We start from the raw sequence: 18,601 nt of genomic DNA on the forward strand, positions 1-18,601 counted from the left end.
ACAAAAGATAAGACGATGCCGCGTAAGCGCCCAAAACAACTTGATCAACTACTTGGCAGTCAGCGCTTACAGCAATTTGCTGACTTTACCGAGCAACACCAACGCTGGCAACAGCAAATGCGCGACTGTTTGCAAGAACAGTCGTTGCGCGAGCTTGTGCCACACTGTGAGGTGATTGCGGTTAGCGCACCGTCATTAATTATTAGGGTTTCTTCGGCTGCTATTGGGCAGCGTATAAAAACCGCACAAGGGCGCATTATAACGTATTTTCAAAGTCATGCTACGCCTGCGGTCACGCAGTTGGAAATTAGGGTGCGGCCGAGCCGTCAAGCCAGCACTACGCCAGCGCCACAAGCTGCGGAAAAGCCTACAAGAAATGAATCGGAAACCGTCAGAAAATTACGTGAACAGGCCGCGTTGTGCGAGGAGCCGTTGCGCTCGCAACTTTTAGCTTTGGCGGATAAATATGACGGTAGCCCGTAGTTCTACTACGGGTCTCATCTAAACATTGTGCGTGGGTTGTAGTTACCCCGTAGTAGAACTACGGGCTACGTCAGTTAAGCAACAACTGGGTTCGCGAAAGCAATAGGTGATTCAGCTGCTTCGTCTTCGAAGGTGACGAATTCCCAAGCTTCTTGGTTTTGCAGCACGGCACGCAGTAACTGATTGTTCAGTGCGTGACCCGATTTAAACGCACGCAAGTGACCCAATATGGCATGTCCACCCATATACAAATCACCTACAGCATCCAAAATCTTGTGCTTCACGAACTCATCGTCGTAACGCAAACCGTCGCTATTTAGGATACGGAATTCATCCAGCACTACGGCGTTATCAAAACTACCGCCAAGAGCCAAATTATTGGCGCGCAGCATTTCGATGTCTTTCATGAAACCAAAGGTTCGCGCACGGCTGATGTCTTTCAAAAAGCTCTGCGTACTGAAGTCCATGCTTACCACTTGGTTGGTATCAGCAATCGCCGGGTGGTCGAAGTCGATGGCAAAGTCAATGCGGAAGCCATCGTGGGGTAGTAGTTCCGCCCACTTGTCACCTTCTTCGACACGAACCGCTTCTTTAATGCGGATAAACTTTTTCGCTGCGCCTTGTTCCTCGATGCCCGCATTCTGTAGCAGGTAAATAAAAGGATGCGAGCTACCGTCCATGATTGGAATTTCATGGCTGTTCACTTCAACAATGAGATTATCGATGCCCATGGCCGCGATCGCGGCGAGCAAATGCTCGACAGTCGATACACGCACATTATCATCATTGATCAAACACGTGCACATACGGGTATCGCGCACCAACTCAGCGTCGGCACGAATATCAACCGCAGGTTTCAGATCGACACGGCGGAACACCAGACCGGTATTTACCGGTGCCGGGCGCAGCGTCAATTGAACCTTGTTGCCTTTGTGCAGACCCACACCTGTGGTCGCAATAGGCTGTTTAATTGTGCGTTGTTTCATCATTCGATTTCGTTCTCACTATCTCGTCTGACCAGTTAAAGGCGCAATAGTTTACCGAAAATTCGCAAATTTCGCAATTTTACCTGCGGCTTTACGAATAATTTACCGGCGATTACTTCTATCGAAGCAACCGATTAGTCCACTTGGCGGCGTAAAAACGCTGGAATATCCAAGTAGTCCATATCTTTGTTGCCTTGGCTCTGCGGCTTGACTGCTGGCTTCTCAGCTTGCACTTCGTATTCTTCTTGCTCCACCTCATCCACTTCGGTGTCAAGTACACGTGCGGTTGCTGCGCTTGCGCCATAACCTGAACTGCGACCACTATAGGCCTGCTCACGCGGCTTTTCGCGGCCGTTATTCACCAATGAGATGTCAGGCTTACGTTCTGCGCCAATACCTGTCGCCACGACAGTTACACGCATTTCTTCTGACATTTCAGGGTCGATAACAGTTCCCACAATCACCGTGGCGTTTTCAGCAGCGAAGGCTTTCACTGTGCTACCCACAGTTTCAAACTCATCGATGCTCATATCCAAACCGGCAGTAATGTTAACCAATACGCCGCGCGCACCAGAAAGATCGATGTCTTCCAGCAGCGGACTGTTGATTGCCATTTCGGCAGCTTCTTGCGCACGCTCTTCGCCACGCGCCACGCCGGTACCCATCATCGCAGTACCCATTTCGCGCATAACCGCACGTACGTCAGCAAAGTCGACGTTGATCAAACCGGTACGGGTAATCAAGTCAGCAATACCTTGCACCGCGCCAAGCAGAACATTGTTTGCTGCGCTAAAGGCGTCAAGCAGGCTCGTGCCTTTGCCGAGAACTTTTAGCAGTTTTTCGTTTGGAATGGTGATGAGCGAGTCAACGTAACGCGCCAATTGGGCGATACCTTCGTCAGCGACTGCCATACGCTTGCGACCTTCAAACGGGAACGGTTTGGTAACCACCGCAACGGTCAAAATACCAAGTTCGCGCGCTACTTCAGCAACCACTGGTGCAGCACCGGTACCGGTACCACCGCCCATACCTGCAGCAATGAAGATCATATCGGCACCTTCCAAGTGCTTTTTGATCTCTTCGCGTGATTCTTCAGCAGCTTGGCGACCCACTTCTGGGTTCGCGCCAGCACCAAGACCTTTGGTGATATCGTCGCCCAGTTGAATGGTCACGTGCGCACCGTGATTGCGCAGTGACTGCGCATCAGTGTTGGCTGCTAAGAACTGCACGCCTTCAATTGATTCACTGATCATGTGCTTAACGGCGTTACCGCCACCGCCACCTACACCGATCACTTTAATGACTGCATCGCTGTCAAAATTGTCGAGTACTTCGAATACTTCAGACATGTTGTTTCTCCTTTTACCTGCTTAGTGTACTACCCCAAAAAAGATTTCCAAAGTGTTTGTTTTTATTAAAATTCACCTTTAAACCAGCCTTGCACGCGTTTCCACATTCCAATGACGTTATTATCCCGACCATCGTCCTGTTTCGCTTGCAAGTCTTGTTGGCCGTAACGGAGCAATCCGACGGCCGTGGCGTATGTTGGGTCTTGCACATAGTCACTGAGACCTTGCATGCCCAACGGCTCGCCTAAGCGCACGGGCATCTGAAATATTTCTTCAGCAAATTCAATCGCGCCTTCCATGCGACCACAGCCACCGGTTAACACGATGCCCGCGGCAATTTGCTCATCCAACCCGCTTTGTTTAATCTCGTCACGGATAAGCTCAAACAGCTCGCCATAACGTGGTTCCACAACTTCTGCCAGAATATGCCGTTGCATGACACGTGAGGGGCGGCCACCCACCGACGGTACTTCGATGTTGTCGTCCTTGCTCACCAACTGACACAAAGCACAAGCATATTTGGTCTTAATCTCTTCCGCGTGATTCAGTGGCGTGCGGAAAATTTTCGCGATATCACTGGTCACTTGGTTACCGGCCGCAGGAATCACTGCAGTGTGACGCAGCACGCCACCGGTATAAATACAGATATCAATGGTGCCGGCGCCCATATCGACCAGCGCCACACCTAAGTCTTTTTCGTCTTCGGTTAGCACTGAATAGCTTGATGCTAGAGCCGAGAAAATCAGACGGTCAACGCTTAGGCCGCAACGCTCGACGGCTTTTTCGATATTCTTTGCCATGTCATTAGCACAAGTGACAATGTGTACTTTCGATTCCATGCGCACGCCCGACATGCCAATCGGGCTCTTGATGCTTTCTTGCGAGTCGATAACAAACTCTTGCGGCAATACGTGCAAAATGCGGCGCTCTTGCGCAATCGGCACTGATTTGGCAGCGTGAATCACGCTATCGACATCGTCTTGTGTTACTTCTGCTTCATTGATCGGCACCATGCCGCTCTCGTTTTGGCAGGCAATGTGACGACCCGAAATATTCAAATACACCGAGGCAATGCGGCAATCGGCCATCAGTTCCGCCTCTTCTACCGCGCGCTGAATCGACTGCACCACAAGGTTCAAGTCGTTGACGCCGCCTTTGTCCATACCGCGCGCAGGTGAGGCGCCAACGCCAATGACGCTGATCTCACCGTCAGGCATGACTTCGCCAATAAGGGCGACGATCTTACTCGTGCCGATATCTAAACCAACAACCATGTTTCGTTCTGTTGCTTTTGACATGCCTCTTAACTCTCTTGTTTTTCGTTCTTATTAGGTTCTTTCCAACGCACCGCGACACCCGTGTCATAGCGCAAATCAATCGCATCGATAGGCGCGTCCTTGTGCTCTTCGAGCTCTGGATACAAGTCGATAAAACGTTGTATCCGTTCTAATAATGCTTCGCGCCCTAAGCGCAGCACCGTTCCTTGTGCGAGCGCTAGTTCCACGGAAAAGCGTTCACTTAACTCCAGTTGGGCAACGCTAAAACCATTCAACTGCAATAACTCGTTTAATTCGCGGTATTGCTTCACTGCTTCTGCTACCGCGTGGTCCGGGCCAGCCAAATAAGGCAAGTCGAGGGTAAGCCCTGACTTATCGGCGTAAAACACCTCACCCGCTTGGTTAAGCAATGCATCATCCCGTTGATTCGCATTCCAATGGGCCAAGGGCACCTGCTCAACCACAAACACTTTTAAAATATCGGGCCACTCCTTGCGAATCGATGCTTTCTCGACCCACGGCATGGCCTCCACTTGTGCGCGCAACTCATTCACATCGGCCGAGAAGAAGCTACCCAATGGCATCCCGTTTGCTTCGACCAGTGCCTCACGCACGTCCGTCGGCGTTACATAGCGCAATTCACCTTGCACAACTAACCGCTTCAACGGTACTTCTTGCGCGTCCATTGCCGTGTAATACAACCATCCAATACCGGCAAACGTCCCCGCCACAACAATTAAAAAGAACGTCAGACCCGCCCAAAACTGCCAACTTAAAGCACGCGCCTGTTCCGCCATAGTAAGCCTCACTAACTCACGCTATGGCGCAGTATTTCGACCACTAACTGCTCAAAACTCAATCCAGCTACCTTGGCGGCCATCGGTACCAAGCTTTTCTCGGTCATCCCCGGTACCATATTGGCCTCAAGCAAGCGATAATTGCCTTGCTTATCGCACATCACATCAATGCGTCCCCAGCCTTTACCGCCAAGACTGCGAAATGCTGCTTCGGCTAACTGACGCAGCGCTTTTTCTTCGACTTCCGATAGTCCAGCGGGGCAGTGATACTGGGTATCGTTGGCTTGGTATTTGGCGTCGTAGTCATAAAATTCATGCGTCGTTTCTAAGCGAATCGCTGGCAAGGCAGTCTCACCTAAAATCGCTACGGTATATTCCGGACCACTCAACCAGCTCTCTAAAAGTGCTTCGGCGTCAAATTGATGCGCCAAAGCTACCGCTTTTTCTAGTCCAGCGGCGGAGTCGGCTGAGCTCATACCAATGCTAGAGCCTTCCTGTGCTGGCTTGACCATTACTTTGCCACCAAGCTCGGCCAATAACTTGTCAAAAGCGAGCTGCTCACCACGGCGTACCACGACACTACGAGCCACCGGCAAACCTGCGGCTTGCCACACCTGCTTGGTTTTTACTTTATCCATCGCTAACGCGCACGCTAACACGCCACTTCCGGTGTACGGAACACCCAAATAATGCAAGGCGCCCTGAATCGTGCCATCTTCACCACCACGGCCGTGCAGCACGTTAAATGCGCGAATAAAGCCTTGTTCTTTAAGTTCTGCCAGCGGATTATGCGCAGGATCAAATGGGTGCGCATCCACACCAGCATTACGTAGCGCTTTGGTCACTGCCTGGCCTGAGCGCAATGACACTTCGCGCTCTGCTGAATCACCGCCCAGCAACACCGCGACCTTGCCAAAATCTTGTGCGTTCAAGGCTGCACTCATAGCTGCGCCTCCTTAAACGCCTGACCCGCTTCACGCAATGCGTCAGGCTGTAATTCTGTTGCGGCGAGATCACGTGCAATCGCACCAATATTGCCGGCACCTTGCGCCAACAACATATCGTTCGGTTGCAAGATGTCAGCTAATACCCGCATGAGTTCACCACGGTCGCCCACGTAAATAGGTTCGACTTTGCCGCGCATGCGCAGCGACTTGGCTAGCGCGCGACTGTCTGCACCTTGCACTGGGGCCTCGCCGGCGCTGTAGACATCAAGCAACAACAGCACATCTACTTCCGATAGCACGGAAACGAAATCGTCATACAGATCGCGAGTCCGCGAAAAGCGATGCGGCTGAAACGCCATCACGATACGGTGCTCTGGCCAGCCCGCTCGCGCAGCAGCAATGGTCGCTGCTACTTCGGTTGGGTGATGTCCGTAATCGTCAATCAGCATCACTTCGCCACGCGCATTGTCGCGCTCACTGGCAAAGTTACCGAGCAATTGAAAGCGACGGCCGATACCACCGAACTGCAACAATGCCGCCTGAATGGCCTCATCATCGATGCCTTCGTCAGTCGCTACCGCAATCGCCGCAAGTGCATTCAAAACATTATGACGGCCCGGTAAATTGACCGTTACGGCGAGCGGCTCGTGACCTTTACGATGCACGGTAAAGTGGCTCTGGCCACTGGCTTGACGATAATCACTTGCGCGTACATCAGCATCTTCGCTAAAGCCATAAGTTAATAATTGACGCCCCACACGCGGTAATAATTCGCGCACGACTGGGTCATCGATGCACATTACCGCCAAGCCATAGAACGGCAGGTTGTGCAAAAAGTCGATGTAGGTATCAAGCAGCCGGTTAAAGTCGCCGCCGTAGGTGTCCATGTGGTCCGCTTCAATATTGGTCACCACGGCAACCATGGGCTGCAGATGCAAGAACGACGCATCAGACTCGTCCGCTTCAGCAATCAGATACTTACTCGAACCTAAACGGGCATTACTGCCAGCGCTGTTGAGTAGACCGCCAATCACGAAGGTCGGATCAAGCTCTGCCTCACCAAAGACACTGGCTAAGAGTGAAGTCGTGGTTGTTTTACCGTGCGTACCGGCAACCGCGATGCCGTGTCGGAAGCGCATCAGCTCAGCCAACATCTCCGCACGGCGTACCTGCGGAATAAAGGCTGCTTTAGCCGCCACTAATTCTTCATTGTCGGCTCGAATTGCGGAGCTCACCACAATCACATCGGCACCTTCAACATTCGCTGCCGCATGCCCGATAAACACGGTTGCGCCGAGCTCTTGTAAACGCTTGGTGTTGGCGTTTTCAGCTAGGTCAGAGCCGCTAATTTCGTAGCCTTGGTTAAGCAATACTTCAGCAATGCCACCCATGCCCGCGCCGCCGATGCCGACAAAATGAATACGCCGTACCCGACGCATCTCTGGCACGCTGACCACAGTAAAAGGCGTTGTTGTCATTGTTGCTGCACTCATAACCACTGCTCACATTTTTCTACCACCGCTTGGGTGGCATTGGGCCGCGCGGCTTTTGCTGCCTGCGCGCGCATTTGTTCAAGTTGACGCGGTTGCGCCAACCACTGCTGTAAAATTTCAACTAACGGCGTAATTTCTTGTAATTGCGTTTGCGGTAACACGACCGCGGCACCGACATCAGCCAACTCCCGCGCATTCGCGGTTTGATGGTCGTCGACCGCATGTGGTAACGGTACGAATATGGCCGGCGTCCCAACGACTGCTAACTCGCTTACGGTCAAAGCCCCTGCTCGACAAATAACGATGTCGGCCGTGGCATAGGCTTCATGCATAGCCTCGATAAATTCGACGACTTTAAGTTCCACCACACCGCTGTCGGCATAGGCTTGTTCGACTTCCGCCACCCGGCCCTGCCCACACTGATGTAAAATTTCGAGTTCAGCGCCCCGCGCAAGCTGTTGAATCGCTCGCGGTACGGCTTGGTTCAGCGCCTGTGCGCCTAGGCTGCCACCGACTACTAACAAACGTATTTTGTCATGTGCTTTGCGCTGCGCTGGCTGCGCCCAATCGGCGCGCAACGGATTACCTACCACTTCGGCATTCGGTAACTGCTGTTGTGCGCCGGAAAAACCGACCATCACCTGTTGTGCAAAGCGCGCCAGCATTTTGTTGGTCATCCCAGCAACGGCATTTTGCTCATGTACCAAGAGCGGGATACCGGCAGCTTTCGCCGCCAAGCCTGCTGGGCCACACACATACCCCCCAAAACTCACCACTAACGCGGTTTTATTCGTGCGGTAAACTTTGCGGCACTGTCCAATAGCCTTCATCATCCGCAGCGGCATCACTAGCTTGCGCAACAGTCCATGACCGCGTAAGCCCTGCATGCTTATCTGTTTCAACTCGAAGCCCGCGGCGGGAACCACGCGTGCCTCAAGGCGCTGCTCGGTGGTGCCGAGCCAAGTAATCTGGTATCCGCGTGCGCGCAGCTCTTCGGCTACGGCAAGCGCTGGAAACACATGTCCGCCGGTTCCAGCTGCAGCAATCACGATATGACTCATGTGCGCACCCTCCGACGTCGCGCGCTCGCAGTTTTACCTACCCCACGAGCGACTTTGATGGTTGCCACGCGCACCTCATAATCGATACGCAACAGCAAACCAAGGGCGACACAACTAACCAAAAGGCTGGTGCCACCATAGGAAATCAACGGCAAGGTCAAACCTTTGGTCGGCAGCATCCCCGCTGCAGCACCAATGTTGACCAGGGCCTGAAAGGCAAACCAAATACCGATACCGTAGGCAATAAAAGCGCCAAAGCTCGCATTGGTACGCAATGCGCGGCGGCCAATCCAAAGCGCCCGCAAGACAATCGCAAATACCGCTAAGAGCACACCGATAATGCCCACGAAACCAAGCTCTTCGCCTACCACAGCCATAATAAAGTCAGTATGCGCCTCAGGCAGATACTGGAGTTTTTGAATACTGTTGCCCAAGCCCTGACCTAACCAGTCGCCGCGGCCGAAAGCCATCAGCGATTGCGTCAATTGGTAACCACTACCGAACGGATCTTGCCAAGGATCGAGGAATGAGGTGACCCGTTTCATCCGATACGGCTCTTGGATGATCAATAACGTCAGCACTGCAGCTAACGCAATTAGCATGGCGAAGAATTGCCATAAACGCGCCCCCGCCAAGAACAACATGCCAATGGCAATACTGACCATAACGGCGACCGAGCCAAAATCGGGTTGCATCAGCAGTAGCACAGCGAAAATGGACATCACTGCCAAGGGCTTAATGAATTCGCGCAGATTTTCCTGTACCGAGTTCATGTACCGCTTCAAGTAACTACTCAGGTAAACCAAGAAGCAAAGTTTCGCGACTTCGGCCACTTGCAGCGTCATTGGGCCAACTTTAATCCAACGACGCGCGCCATTTACTTCATGGCCGACAATCAATACCAGCAACAACGCACCCAAGGCTCCAAACAGCAGCGCATAACTCCCTTTCATCCACCAGTCGACGGGGATCTGCACCACGGTCGCCAGCAGGCCAATCCCTAACGCCAGATACATACTGTGACGAATGACAAAATGAAATGGGTTGTCGGTCAGACGTTCAGCAATTGGGAAAGAAGCCGAGCTGACCATCACAAAACCGAACGCCAGCAAGCCAAACGCGAGCCACACCAAAGTTCGGTCGTAGAGTACATGTTCGACTGGCAACCACCAGTCGCGGAGCTTTTCCCAACTGCTGCGCTCGTTACTTTCGGATTGAATACCGAGTTCAAGCTGCTGTTCGCGGCGTTTTGCTAGTTCAGCCATGCGCCACCTCCGCAACTTGTGCTTCGACCGCAGCTTTAAAACGCTCACCACGCTCTTGGTAGTTACTGAACATATCTAAGCTGGCACATGCGGGTGCCAGCAACACCGTGCTTTCAGGTATTGCTTTTGCCGCGGCAACTTGGACCGCTTCGCGTAAGTCTTTGACCGCGGTGACGACCTTGTGGTGCTGCGCGATACGTGCACCATCGCGGCCCAGGACGATTAATTCGTCGACCAGGCGCAACGCGTCTTTGAAAGTGCTAAAGTCGGCACCCTTGCCGTCACCACCAGCGATAAGAATCAACTTCCCTTTAACTAACGGGCGCAACCCTTGTATCGCTGCTTCAGCGGCACCAATATTGGTTGCCTTCGAGTCGTTAACCCAACGCACGCCGGCGGATTCAGCGACGAGTTCACAGCGATGTGGCAAGCCACGAAACTGACGTAGGCACTCTAATACCGGCGCACTGAATTCAATCCCAAGCGAGTGGACAAGTGCCAAGGCCGCTTGGGCATTCAACAGGTTATGCAAGCCGGCAAGCTGAAGCTCGTCGGCGCGCAGTAATTGCTGCCCAGCAAATTCTATCGCAGGCGCTTGCACATCTTCGCTTAAGCCAAACAGGCCCGGACGCTCTTGCTCTGACACATCACTGCCAAAACTGAGCTGCTGTGCTAGCGGCAAGCGTTGCGGTGCGGTGCTGCGCTGCTCACGATTCCAAATACCCTGCCCAGCTTTTTGATAGATACGCTGTTTACTTGCCGCATAGGCCTCGCGGCTGTAATAACGATCCAAGTGGTCGTCGCTAATATTCAGTAACGCACCGGCATGCAACTCAAGGTCGTGCATGGTGTCGAGTTGGAAGCTCGAGAGCTCCAATACATAAACGTCGACGTCGGCGGCCAGAATATCGAGCATCGGCACCCCAATATTACCGCCAACCGCAACCTTTTTACCTGCCGCTGCCAGCAGGTCTCCGGTCAATTGCGTGACCGTTGATTTACCGTTCGAGCCAGTGATACCGAGTACTGGCGCTTTGGCATACTGAGCGAAAATATCCGTGTCGCCGACCAATGGAATTCCTGCATCTCGCGCCATTTGCAGAGCCGGCATTCGCAAATCAAGGCCTGGACTCACCACCAACAGATCGCAGGCCAGCAGCACACCGAGGTCGAGTGACCCACAGTGAAGTTCAATATCGGCGTCAAGTTCAGCTAATTGCGCCGCTTGTGGCGGTGCCTCGCGGGTGTCGAACACTAACGGTTGAATACCTTGCTGTAATAAGAAACGCACACACGACATACCGGACTGGCCGAGACCGACCACGCCGACTAAATCATATGTGTGTAACGCTGCAAGATAGCTCAACTCAACTCCTAACGCTTCTTAGCGCAACTTCAAGGTCGCTAGACCAATCAGCACGAATACCAATGACAGAATCCAGAAGCGCACGATAACCCGTGGCTCTGGCCAACCTTTCAATTCATAGTGATGGTGAATCGGCGCCATACGAAACACGCGTTTGCCGCGCAGCTTGAATGAACCGACCTGCAACATCACCGATACCGTTTCCATTACGAACACACCACCCATAATGAATAAAATCAATTCTTGGCGAACCATCACAGCAATGATGCCAAGCGCAGCACCAAGCGTAAGTGAGCCGACATCGCCCATGAAAACTTGCGCTGGGTAGGTGTTAAACCAAAGAAAGCCTAAACCCGCGCCACAAATGGCGGTACAGACCACCAATAGTTCACCTGAAAGTGGTAAATGCGGAATATTCAAATATTCGGCAAAGTTCACGTTACCCGAGGCATAGGCGAAGATACCTAAAGCGCCAGCGACCATAATGGTCGGTACAATTGCCAAACCATCGAGGCCATCGGTAAGGTTCACGGCGTTGCTGGTTCCCACAACCACAAAGTAGGCCAGCAAGATATAAAGCATGCCCAACTGCGGCATTATGTCCTTAAAGAACGGCACCAGTAGTTGTGTTTCGGCGCCAACCGTAGCGTTGGCATATAAGAAAACCGCCGCGACCGTGGCAATCACTGACTGCCAGAAATATTTCCACTTGGCGGGCAAACCACGCGAATTTTTCTGCACGACCTTGCGGTAATCATCGACAAAGCCCACCAAGCCAAAACCAACCACGACGCCCAGCACGACCTGCACGTAACGGTTGGACAAATCGGCCCAAAGCAAGGTTGAAAGCACAATGGCGGCAATGATCAGTAAGCCACCCATGGTCGGTGTACCTGACTTACTCAAATGACTTTGCGGGCCATCATCACGCACCGCTTGCCCAATTTGTAACCGTTGCAAGTAGCGAATCATGCGTGGCCCCATCCATAAAGCGATGAGCAGCGCGGTAAGCACACTTAAGATGGCGCGCATGGTCAAGTACGACACGACATTAAAGCCGGTCGCAAATTGCGTTAAATACTCAGCAAGCCAAACTAGCATGCTTGGGTTCCTTCTGCGTTTAGGCTTGGATGTAATTCATCGGTACGGGCCTTTAATGCGTCAATCACGCGCTCCATGTGCGCGCTGCGCGAGCCTTTCACCAAAATCGTGATTGGCGTTGCTGCCCGTTGGGTCGTCGCAATAATCTCGTTCACTAGCGCATCGAGGTCGGAAAAATGCTTGCCGCCGCGCCCGTTAAACACTTCACTAGCGCTTTGACTCAATACACCCAAGGTAAATAAGTTGTCGATACCAGCTTGAATCGCATAGGCGCCAATTTCTTCATGATATTGCCGCGCCTGCTCACCCAGCTCGCCCATATCGCCAAGTACCATAATGCGTAAGCCTTGGTACACGCCCAACATATCTAGCGCCGCTTTTACCGAACCGACATTGGCGTTGTAGCTGTCATCAATCAGTTTGATTTCTGTGCTCAATGGCAACACATGCATGCGTCCAGGTACCGGGGTAAGCGCCGCTAAAGCTTGTTGTGCGTCAGCGAGCGGACAACCTACCGCAAGCGCAGCCGCAATGGCTACTAGTGCATTGTCAACGTTGTGTAAACCTGGCAGATTGAGCTTAATTTCAGCGCTTTGCGCCGTACCAGTTAAGGCTTCGTTCAGATGCACTGTGAATGCTGCACAGCCTTGCGCATCGACCTCTACGTCAGTGGCGTAAATTGGCGCAGCCGGATCTTGGCCAAAAGTCAGGTGCTTACAATGGGTGATTTGCTTTTGCCAACAAGGAGCGAACTCCGAGCGAATCGGCGTCAGCGCCAAGCCGTCGGCATTGAGCCCTTTAAAAATCTCAGTCTTGGCGCGGAATACGCCGTGCACGCTGCCGAAGCCCTCAACGTGAGCCGGCGCTACGTTGTTAATAATCGCGACATCTGGCTGGGTTAAGCGCGTGGTGTAACCAATTTCACCTTGATGATTGGCACCGAGTTCAATAATGGCGAGATCGTGTTCTGGCGTAAGCCGCAACAGCGTCAGTGGTACGCCAATGTCGTTATTAAAGTTACCCGCTGTGGCCAGCACATTACCTTGCGTGCGTAAAATAGCCGCCAGCATTTCTTTGACTGTCGTTTTTCCACTACTGCCAGTGATAGCGATGGTTTTGGGCTGCACGCTGGCTTTTACTGCGGCGCCTAGTAAACCTAATGCGTGGCGCGTGTTCTGCACCACAATTTGCGGCACCTGCGCGCCAGGCAACTCCACCTTGCGCTCAACCAGCAACGCCTTGGCGCCTTTGGCGACCGCATCAGCAACAAAGTCATGGGCATCAAAATTGTCACCTTGTAAGGCGATAAACAAGCAACCCTCAGGTAGGTTGCGGGTATCGGTGCTGACCTCGGTGATAGTGCAATTTTCACCGAACAACTGGCCGTCTACTGCGCGACAAATCCACTGCAAATCAGTCTTAATCATGTGCGCCTCCCACAACTGGAGCTGCCATTAATTGCGCCACAATTGCGCGTTCGTCATAAGCGACCCGCTCATGGCCAATGACTTGATAATCTTCATGACCTTTACCGGCCAACACCACCACATCATTCGCTTTGGCACGCTGAAGTGTCTGCTCGACCGCCTCTCGGCGTCCAGCGATGACGCTAATTTTTGCGTCGTCGCGCGGCATGCCAGCGAGAATATCCTGTACTATGTGCGCCGGATCTTCAGTGCGTGGGTTATCGTCAGTGACCACCACGCGATCGGCATTGGCCGCAGCCACTGCGCCCATTTGTGGACGTTTACCGCGGTCACGATCGCCACCACAGCCAAACACACACCAGAGTTGTCCCTGGCAGTGTCGGCGTAATGCCGTGAGGACCTGCTGCAGCGCATCAGGGGTGTGTGCGTAATCAACAATTACTAATGGTTTGCCAGCGCTGTGGAAGGCTTCCATGCGCCCAGGTACAGGCTTTATCTTGCTTGCTGCCGCGCACAGTTCTGGCCATTGCAAACCCAGTTGCGCCGCCGCGACAAGCGCCGCCATTAAGTTATAAACGTTGAACTCGCCAAGCAGCGGTGACGCTACACTGAGCTGCTGTCGCTGGCCATTGATGGGAACCGACAGCTGAAACTTGGTACCGGCATCTTGATACTCAATTGCGTCAGCATAGACACAGTGCTCGTGCTGCTGCGGCTGTAGGCTAAAGCGCCACGCGTCGGGTCGATCAGGCAACCAAGCGTTCAGCGCTGCATCATCAGTATTCAACACTGCCTTGGCGGTCGCTAAGTCGGTAAACAAACGGCGCTTGGCTCCGGCATAGTTCGCCATGGTGCCATGATAATCTAAGTGATCGCGGCTGATGTTCGTTGCCACGCCAACGGCAAAGTTGACCGCTTCAACGCGGCGCTGCACTAATGCGTGTGACGACACTTCCATCGCCACGACTTCGGCACCCTCGCTATACAAAGCAGCCAAACGTTGCTGTACGGCAATCGGGTCGGGGGTGGTGTGGCTTTCTGGTAATAACGCACCGGGGAAGCCACTACCTGTCGTGCCGATCACTCCGGCTTTCATACCGCAGGCTTGTAACAATTCAGCGAGTAAATAGGTCACAGAAGTTTTGCCGTTCGTCCCGGTTACGCCCACCACTTGCATGGCTTTCGATGGCTCGCCGAAAAAGCGACCCGCGAGCGCAGATAACTGTTCTTTGAGATGCGGTACTTCAATGACTGTGGCGCCGTCATGTGTACTCACGCCGTAACCATCCGACTCGGACAAGATTACGCTGGCACCGGCCGCAATCGCCGCGTCAATAAAATCACGCCCATCAACTTGGTAGCCCGGCACTGCCACAAAAGCGTCGCCCGCGGCGACCGTACGGCTATCTAATTTAAGTCCACCGATACTCAAGGTTGGTAAGGTTAGCGGGTAGTCCGGCAACAGCTGCAGTAAGGTCATCATTGTGCACCTCCTGCGAAACCAGCCACACGCAGTTGCGTATCTTCAAGGTGGTCGGGCGGAATATTCAAAGCACGTAAGGCATCGCCAACGATTTCAGCAAAAATGGGTGCCGAAACGGTGCTGCCGTAATAATCATCACCACCCGGTTCATTAACCGTTACCACCACCGCAATACGCGGGTCACTTACCGGCGCTACGCCGGCAAACAAGGTCACGTACTCGTCACCGTAACCACCAGCGACCGCTTTACGTGCAGTACCGGTTTTACCAGCGACGCGATAGCCCGGTACCCGCGCATTTTTCGCACTACCGTCGGCTACCACCTGCTCGAGCATATGTAATACAGCTTCAGCGTTTTCTCGTTTCACCACTTGCGTGCCCGGCATTAAATTGCCTTCCGCGCGACGCTGAATGGTTAACGGACGATAGACGCCGCCGTTTGCGATAACGCTATAGGCTTGCGCTAACTGTAAAGTAGTTGCTGTTAGGCCGTAGCCAAATGAGAGGGTCGCGATTTCGAAGTCTGACCAACGGGTGCGATGCTGGAGCACCCCATAACTTTCTCCAATCATGCCAATTCCTGTGTCGTTGCCAAGGCCGACTGCGGCATAGGTCGCCAGCAGTTGCTCTACGCCTGTGCGTAGCGCAATCTTGGACGACCCCATGTTGGAGGAGTTCTGTAAAATCTCGGTAATGGTTTGCTCACCACGGTTAATCGGATCGCTCACGCGACGTCCGCCGATGCGCATCCAACCGGGGCTCGTATCAATAACCTCGTCTTTGCTGATGGTTCCAGCCTCTAGCCCTGCTAACACAACCAAAGGCTTCATAGTCGAGCCAGGCTCGTAGGCATCCGTGATGGCGCGGTTACGCATACGGTGCGGTTGTAGGTCCGCACGGTTGTTAGGGTTAAAGGACGGGCTGTTGACCATCGCCAGCACTTCGCCAGTGTCAACATCGACAATCACTGCTGAGCCCGAGGTTGCCTGGTGATAGCGCACGGCTTTTTTTAACTCGGCATAGGCCAGTGATTGCAAACGTTGATCAATACTTAGCGTTAATTGTTGTGGTTGTTCGGCGGCAGTGACGCGCACTTCCTCAACAACCCGTCCTTGTGCATCCTTGCGGTACAGCCGCTCTCCCGGCTTCCCTGTAAGAACCTCGTTATAGGCCGCTTCAAGCCCTTCAATGCCACGGCCATCGATATCAGTAAAACCAACCAAGTGGGCAGCGATTTCACCCACTGGGTAGAAACGCCGCGACTCAGTTTTTAAATACACACCTGGAATGCCTAGTTGGCGCACATAGTCGGCAACCGCTGGCGTCACTTTCCGCTCAAGGTAAACAAAGCGACGCGCTGGATCTTCAACGCGTGCCAGCAGTTCATCGACATCGGTGCGGAACACTTCAGCAAGCGCCAGCCAGCGTTCACGATTAGCTAAACCTTGCTTTTCATGGATACGTTTAGGATCAGCCCAAACTGTTTGCACCGGTACACTGACCGCCAACTCACGCCCATGCCGGTCGACGATAGTACCGCGTTGCACTTCGGTCGGATCGACGCGCAGTGAACGCCGATCACCTTCATAAATGAGCTGTTCCGGTTCCACCACTTGAATGTAGGCAGCACGTGCTACCAAGCTGGCAAACACACCAAACACCACAAACAGAGCAAAGTAGAAACGACCTTGCCCTAAGTGCGGCTGCACAACTTTACGATTACCTCGTTTGCGTGGAGTTACTGCCATGGGATCAGCACCTCCTGTTCACCTTCGGGGCGCACCATTCCCAATCGTTGACTTGCGATACGCTCGACGCGGCTGTGCTCAGTCAACGCGGTTTGTTCGATTTGCAAGTGGCGCCATTCAATATCAATTTGGTCGCGTTGCGAAAGTAGGTCATCACGCTCAATCGTCAATAGACGGTTTGCGTGCGCGACATAAATCACTGCAAACGCAGTTGCGATAATGCAGACAAATAGCAACAACACCAGCTTCTGCCGGCGCAGATCGCTAAACAAAACAGTTAATAGGCTAGGTACGCGACTAGTCGTCATAAGCTAACCTCTCTGCCACGCGCAACACCGAACTACGCGCCCGCGGATTGGCACGAATCTCTTCAGCACTGGGCTTGTGTGCTTTTCCTATCAAACGAACCGTTTGCCCGCGATCGATTTGGTCATCACGCAGCGGCAAGCCGGCGGGGATGGGTTTGCCTTTGCTTTGCGCACGCATGAAGCGTTTCACAAGGCGGTCTTCGAGACTGTGGAAGCTGATGACGGCTAAGCGGCCATGGGGCTTGAGCCCACTGACTGCAGCGCTTAACGCCTGTTCTATTTCTTCCAATTCGCCATTCACGTGAATACGAATACCTTGAAAGCTGCGGGTCGCTGGATGTTTGTGTTTGTCTTTAAACGGCACCGCCTTATCGATTAAGTCAGCTAGCTGTTTTGTCGTTTCGAGTGGAACTTCATCACGCTGCTGCACAATCGCTTGCGCAATGCGCCAAGCAAAGCGCTCTTCACCATACTCTCGAAGCACGAAAGCTATTTCGTCAGCACTAGCGCGCTGTAAGAATTCGGTAGCGGTTTCGCCACGACTGGTGTCCATTCGCATGTCCAATGGCCCTTCGCGCATAAAGCTAAAGCCACGTTCGGCGTCATCGAGTTGTGGGGATGAGACACCAAGATCAAATAGGATTCCGTCGATTTTGCCGCGCAATTGCTGCGCATCTAGCACGTCGTCAAGACGCGAAAAGGGCGTGTGGATAATGGTAAAGCGGGGGTCATCTGCCAATGCCTGCGCCGCTGCAATCGCGGTGGGGTCGCGATCCAGTGCGTATAAACGGCCGTCAGCATTCAGTTGCGCCAAAATTGCACGCGAGTGCCCCCCTCTTCCGAAGGTGGCATCGAGATAAATTCCGTCTGGTCTGATGGCAAGAGCCTCAAGCGACTCCTGTAACAGCACCGAGACATGTTGCGGCGCTTTTGTCATTATAATGAGAAGTCTTGTAGTCGTTCACTAAGTGCCAAGTCGTCTTGTTGTTCCGCTGCCATGTCAGTGGCAACCTGCTCGTGCCATGCCGCTTCAGACCAGAGTTCGAACTTATTCAACTGACCGATGATCATGATCTTTTTCTCCAAATCTGCGTGCTGACGCAGGGTTGGAGCGATCAAGATACGGCCATTTTTGTCCATCTGGCAGTCTTCGGCGTGGCCTAGCAACAGGCGCTGGAGACGACGCTCTGCGGGGTTCATGCTGGATAAGGTGGTAAGTTTTTGTTCAATGATTTGCCATTCTGGCAATGGATAAAGCAGTAAACACGGTTGTTTGATATCGATCGTGCAGACCATTTGCCCATCGCAGTCCAGCATAAGGCTCTTGCGATACTTGGTCGGTATCGCCAGGCGGCCTTTATCATCTAGACTTAATGCTGCTGCACCACGAAACATAAAATTTGATCCACTATTACCCACAAATCCCCACAATGTGACAGTCTAGGTGCCGATCTTTCCCACTGTCAAGAAAAAATAGGTAGTTTGCGGTGTGCGACAGGGGTTGACGCAT

The 18,601-nt window shown here is 53.0% G+C and carries 17 protein-coding genes; 1 reads left to right on the forward strand and 16 read right to left on the reverse strand.

What is annotated here, in order from left to right; genetic code table 11:
- Nucleotides 1-15 precede the first annotated feature (15 nt).
- Nucleotides 16-483, forward strand: a complete 468-nt coding sequence (locus tag CWE21_RS03365) for a DciA family protein (RefSeq protein WP_157982722.1) — start codon at nucleotides 16-18, stop codon at nucleotides 481-483.
- Nucleotides 484-557: 74 nt separating this feature from the next.
- Here the strand turns inward: CWE21_RS03365 and lpxC are convergent, their stop codons facing one another.
- The 16 genes from lpxC to mraZ form a co-directional block, all read right to left on the reverse strand.
- Nucleotides 558-1,472, reverse strand: coding sequence for a UDP-3-O-acyl-N-acetylglucosamine deacetylase (gene lpxC / locus CWE21_RS03370; protein WP_126833066.1), 915 nt, complete (start codon nucleotides 1,470-1,472; stop codon nucleotides 558-560).
- A 131-nt stretch (nucleotides 1,473-1,603) separates the two neighbouring features.
- Nucleotides 1,604-2,818 (reverse strand): cell division protein FtsZ, encoded by a 1,215-nt coding sequence (gene ftsZ / locus CWE21_RS03375; RefSeq protein ID WP_126833067.1) that lies wholly within the window; start codon nucleotides 2,816-2,818, stop codon nucleotides 1,604-1,606.
- Nucleotides 2,819-2,883: 65 nt separating this feature from the next.
- On the reverse strand, nucleotides 2,884-4,116 hold the full coding sequence (gene ftsA / locus CWE21_RS03380) for a cell division protein FtsA (protein ID WP_126833068.1): 1,233 nt from the start codon (nucleotides 4,114-4,116) through the stop codon (nucleotides 2,884-2,886).
- Between the two features lie 5 nt (nucleotides 4,117-4,121).
- On the reverse strand, nucleotides 4,122-4,892 hold the full coding sequence (locus tag CWE21_RS03385; protein ID WP_126833069.1) for a cell division protein FtsQ/DivIB: 771 nt from the start codon (nucleotides 4,890-4,892) through the stop codon (nucleotides 4,122-4,124).
- 11 nt (nucleotides 4,893-4,903) lie between these two features.
- Nucleotides 4,904-5,824 (reverse strand): D-alanine--D-alanine ligase, encoded by a 921-nt coding sequence (locus tag CWE21_RS03390; protein WP_126833259.1) that lies wholly within the window; start codon nucleotides 5,822-5,824, stop codon nucleotides 4,904-4,906.
- Between the two features lie 8 nt (nucleotides 5,825-5,832).
- Nucleotides 5,833-7,332 carry a UDP-N-acetylmuramate--L-alanine ligase gene (gene murC, locus CWE21_RS03395; RefSeq protein WP_126833070.1) on the reverse strand — a complete coding sequence of 500 codons (1,500 nt, stop codon included), beginning with the start codon at nucleotides 7,330-7,332 and terminating at the stop codon, nucleotides 5,833-5,835.
- On the reverse strand, nucleotides 7,329-8,393 hold the full coding sequence (murG, locus tag CWE21_RS03400; RefSeq protein ID WP_126833071.1) for an undecaprenyldiphospho-muramoylpentapeptide beta-N-acetylglucosaminyltransferase: 1,065 nt from the start codon (nucleotides 8,391-8,393) through the stop codon (nucleotides 7,329-7,331). Before murG ends, murC begins: the two co-directional genes overlap by 4 nt.
- Entirely contained in the window at nucleotides 8,390-9,658 is a 1,269-nt protein-coding gene (ftsW, locus tag CWE21_RS03405; protein ID WP_126833072.1) for a cell division protein FtsW, read from the reverse strand. Before ftsW ends, murG begins: the two co-directional genes overlap by 4 nt.
- The gene (gene murD, locus CWE21_RS03410; RefSeq protein ID WP_241970210.1) at nucleotides 9,651-11,024 is read right to left on the reverse strand and encodes a UDP-N-acetylmuramoyl-L-alanine--D-glutamate ligase; all 1,374 of its coding nucleotides are present in this window, start codon (nucleotides 11,022-11,024) and stop codon (nucleotides 9,651-9,653) included. The genes ftsW and murD overlap by 8 nt, the downstream gene beginning before the upstream one ends.
- Before the next feature lie 18 nt (nucleotides 11,025-11,042).
- Complete coding sequence (mraY, locus tag CWE21_RS03415; RefSeq protein WP_126833073.1) at nucleotides 11,043-12,125, reverse strand: phospho-N-acetylmuramoyl-pentapeptide-transferase; 1,083 nt, start codon at nucleotides 12,123-12,125, stop codon at nucleotides 11,043-11,045.
- The gene (locus tag CWE21_RS03420) at nucleotides 12,119-13,552 is read right to left on the reverse strand and encodes a UDP-N-acetylmuramoyl-tripeptide--D-alanyl-D-alanine ligase (protein ID WP_126833074.1); all 1,434 of its coding nucleotides are present in this window, start codon (nucleotides 13,550-13,552) and stop codon (nucleotides 12,119-12,121) included. Before CWE21_RS03420 ends, mraY begins: the two co-directional genes overlap by 7 nt.
- Nucleotides 13,545-15,035 carry a UDP-N-acetylmuramoyl-L-alanyl-D-glutamate--2,6-diaminopimelate ligase gene (gene murE, locus CWE21_RS03425; protein WP_241970211.1) on the reverse strand — a complete coding sequence of 497 codons (1,491 nt, stop codon included), beginning with the start codon at nucleotides 15,033-15,035 and terminating at the stop codon, nucleotides 13,545-13,547. Before murE ends, CWE21_RS03420 begins: the two co-directional genes overlap by 8 nt.
- The gene (locus CWE21_RS03430) at nucleotides 15,032-16,783 is read right to left on the reverse strand and encodes a peptidoglycan D,D-transpeptidase FtsI family protein (RefSeq protein ID WP_126833075.1); all 1,752 of its coding nucleotides are present in this window, start codon (nucleotides 16,781-16,783) and stop codon (nucleotides 15,032-15,034) included. Before CWE21_RS03430 ends, murE begins: the two co-directional genes overlap by 4 nt.
- Nucleotides 16,774-17,091 (reverse strand): cell division protein FtsL, encoded by a 318-nt coding sequence (gene ftsL, locus CWE21_RS03435; protein ID WP_126833076.1) that lies wholly within the window; start codon nucleotides 17,089-17,091, stop codon nucleotides 16,774-16,776. The genes CWE21_RS03430 and ftsL overlap by 10 nt, the downstream gene beginning before the upstream one ends.
- Complete coding sequence (gene rsmH / locus CWE21_RS03440; protein WP_198675057.1) at nucleotides 17,081-18,031, reverse strand: 16S rRNA (cytosine(1402)-N(4))-methyltransferase RsmH; 951 nt, start codon at nucleotides 18,029-18,031, stop codon at nucleotides 17,081-17,083. The genes ftsL and rsmH overlap by 11 nt, the downstream gene beginning before the upstream one ends.
- Nucleotides 18,028-18,486 carry a division/cell wall cluster transcriptional repressor MraZ gene (gene mraZ / locus CWE21_RS03445; protein ID WP_126833078.1) on the reverse strand — a complete coding sequence of 153 codons (459 nt, stop codon included), beginning with the start codon at nucleotides 18,484-18,486 and terminating at the stop codon, nucleotides 18,028-18,030. Before mraZ ends, rsmH begins: the two co-directional genes overlap by 4 nt.
- Between the last annotated feature and the right edge of the window lie 115 nt (nucleotides 18,487-18,601).

This window comes from Pseudidiomarina aquimaris (assembly GCF_003987395.1).
GTDB classification, from domain to species: domain Bacteria; phylum Pseudomonadota; class Gammaproteobacteria; order Enterobacterales; family Alteromonadaceae; genus Pseudidiomarina; species Pseudidiomarina aquimaris.

Excerpts from the sequence above, each read along its gene's own strand:
- murE (WP_241970211.1), bottom strand. The coding sequence starts at position 15,035 with ATGATGACCTTACTGCAGCTGTTGCCGGACTACCCGCTAACCTTACCA.
- mraZ (WP_126833078.1), bottom strand. The coding sequence starts at position 18,486 with ATGTTTCGTGGTGCAGCAGCATTAAGTCTAGATGATAAAGGCCGCCTG.
- murC (WP_126833070.1), bottom strand. The coding sequence starts at position 7,332 with ATGAGTGCAGCAACAATGACAACAACGCCTTTTACTGTGGTCAGCGTG.
- ftsZ (WP_126833067.1), bottom strand. The coding sequence starts at position 2,818 with ATGTCTGAAGTATTCGAAGTACTCGACAATTTTGACAGCGATGCAGTC.
- ftsW (WP_126833072.1), bottom strand. The coding sequence starts at position 9,658 with ATGGCTGAACTAGCAAAACGCCGCGAACAGCAGCTTGAACTCGGTATT.
- lpxC (WP_126833066.1), bottom strand. The coding sequence starts at position 1,472 with ATGATGAAACAACGCACAATTAAACAGCCTATTGCGACCACAGGTGTG.
- mraY (WP_126833073.1), bottom strand. The coding sequence starts at position 12,125 with ATGCTAGTTTGGCTTGCTGAGTATTTAACGCAATTTGCGACCGGCTTT.
- CWE21_RS03365 (WP_157982722.1), top strand. The coding sequence starts at position 16 with ATGCCGCGTAAGCGCCCAAAACAACTTGATCAACTACTTGGCAGTCAG.
- CWE21_RS03420 (WP_126833074.1), bottom strand. The coding sequence starts at position 13,552 with ATGATTAAGACTGATTTGCAGTGGATTTGTCGCGCAGTAGACGGCCAG.
- ftsA (WP_126833068.1), bottom strand. The coding sequence starts at position 4,116 with ATGTCAAAAGCAACAGAACGAAACATGGTTGTTGGTTTAGATATCGGC.
- ftsL (WP_126833076.1), bottom strand. The coding sequence starts at position 17,091 with ATGACGACTAGTCGCGTACCTAGCCTATTAACTGTTTTGTTTAGCGAT.
- CWE21_RS03385 (WP_126833069.1), bottom strand. The coding sequence starts at position 4,892 with ATGGCGGAACAGGCGCGTGCTTTAAGTTGGCAGTTTTGGGCGGGTCTG.
- murG (WP_126833071.1), bottom strand. The coding sequence starts at position 8,393 with ATGAGTCATATCGTGATTGCTGCAGCTGGAACCGGCGGACATGTGTTT.
- CWE21_RS03430 (WP_126833075.1), bottom strand. The coding sequence starts at position 16,783 with ATGGCAGTAACTCCACGCAAACGAGGTAATCGTAAAGTTGTGCAGCCG.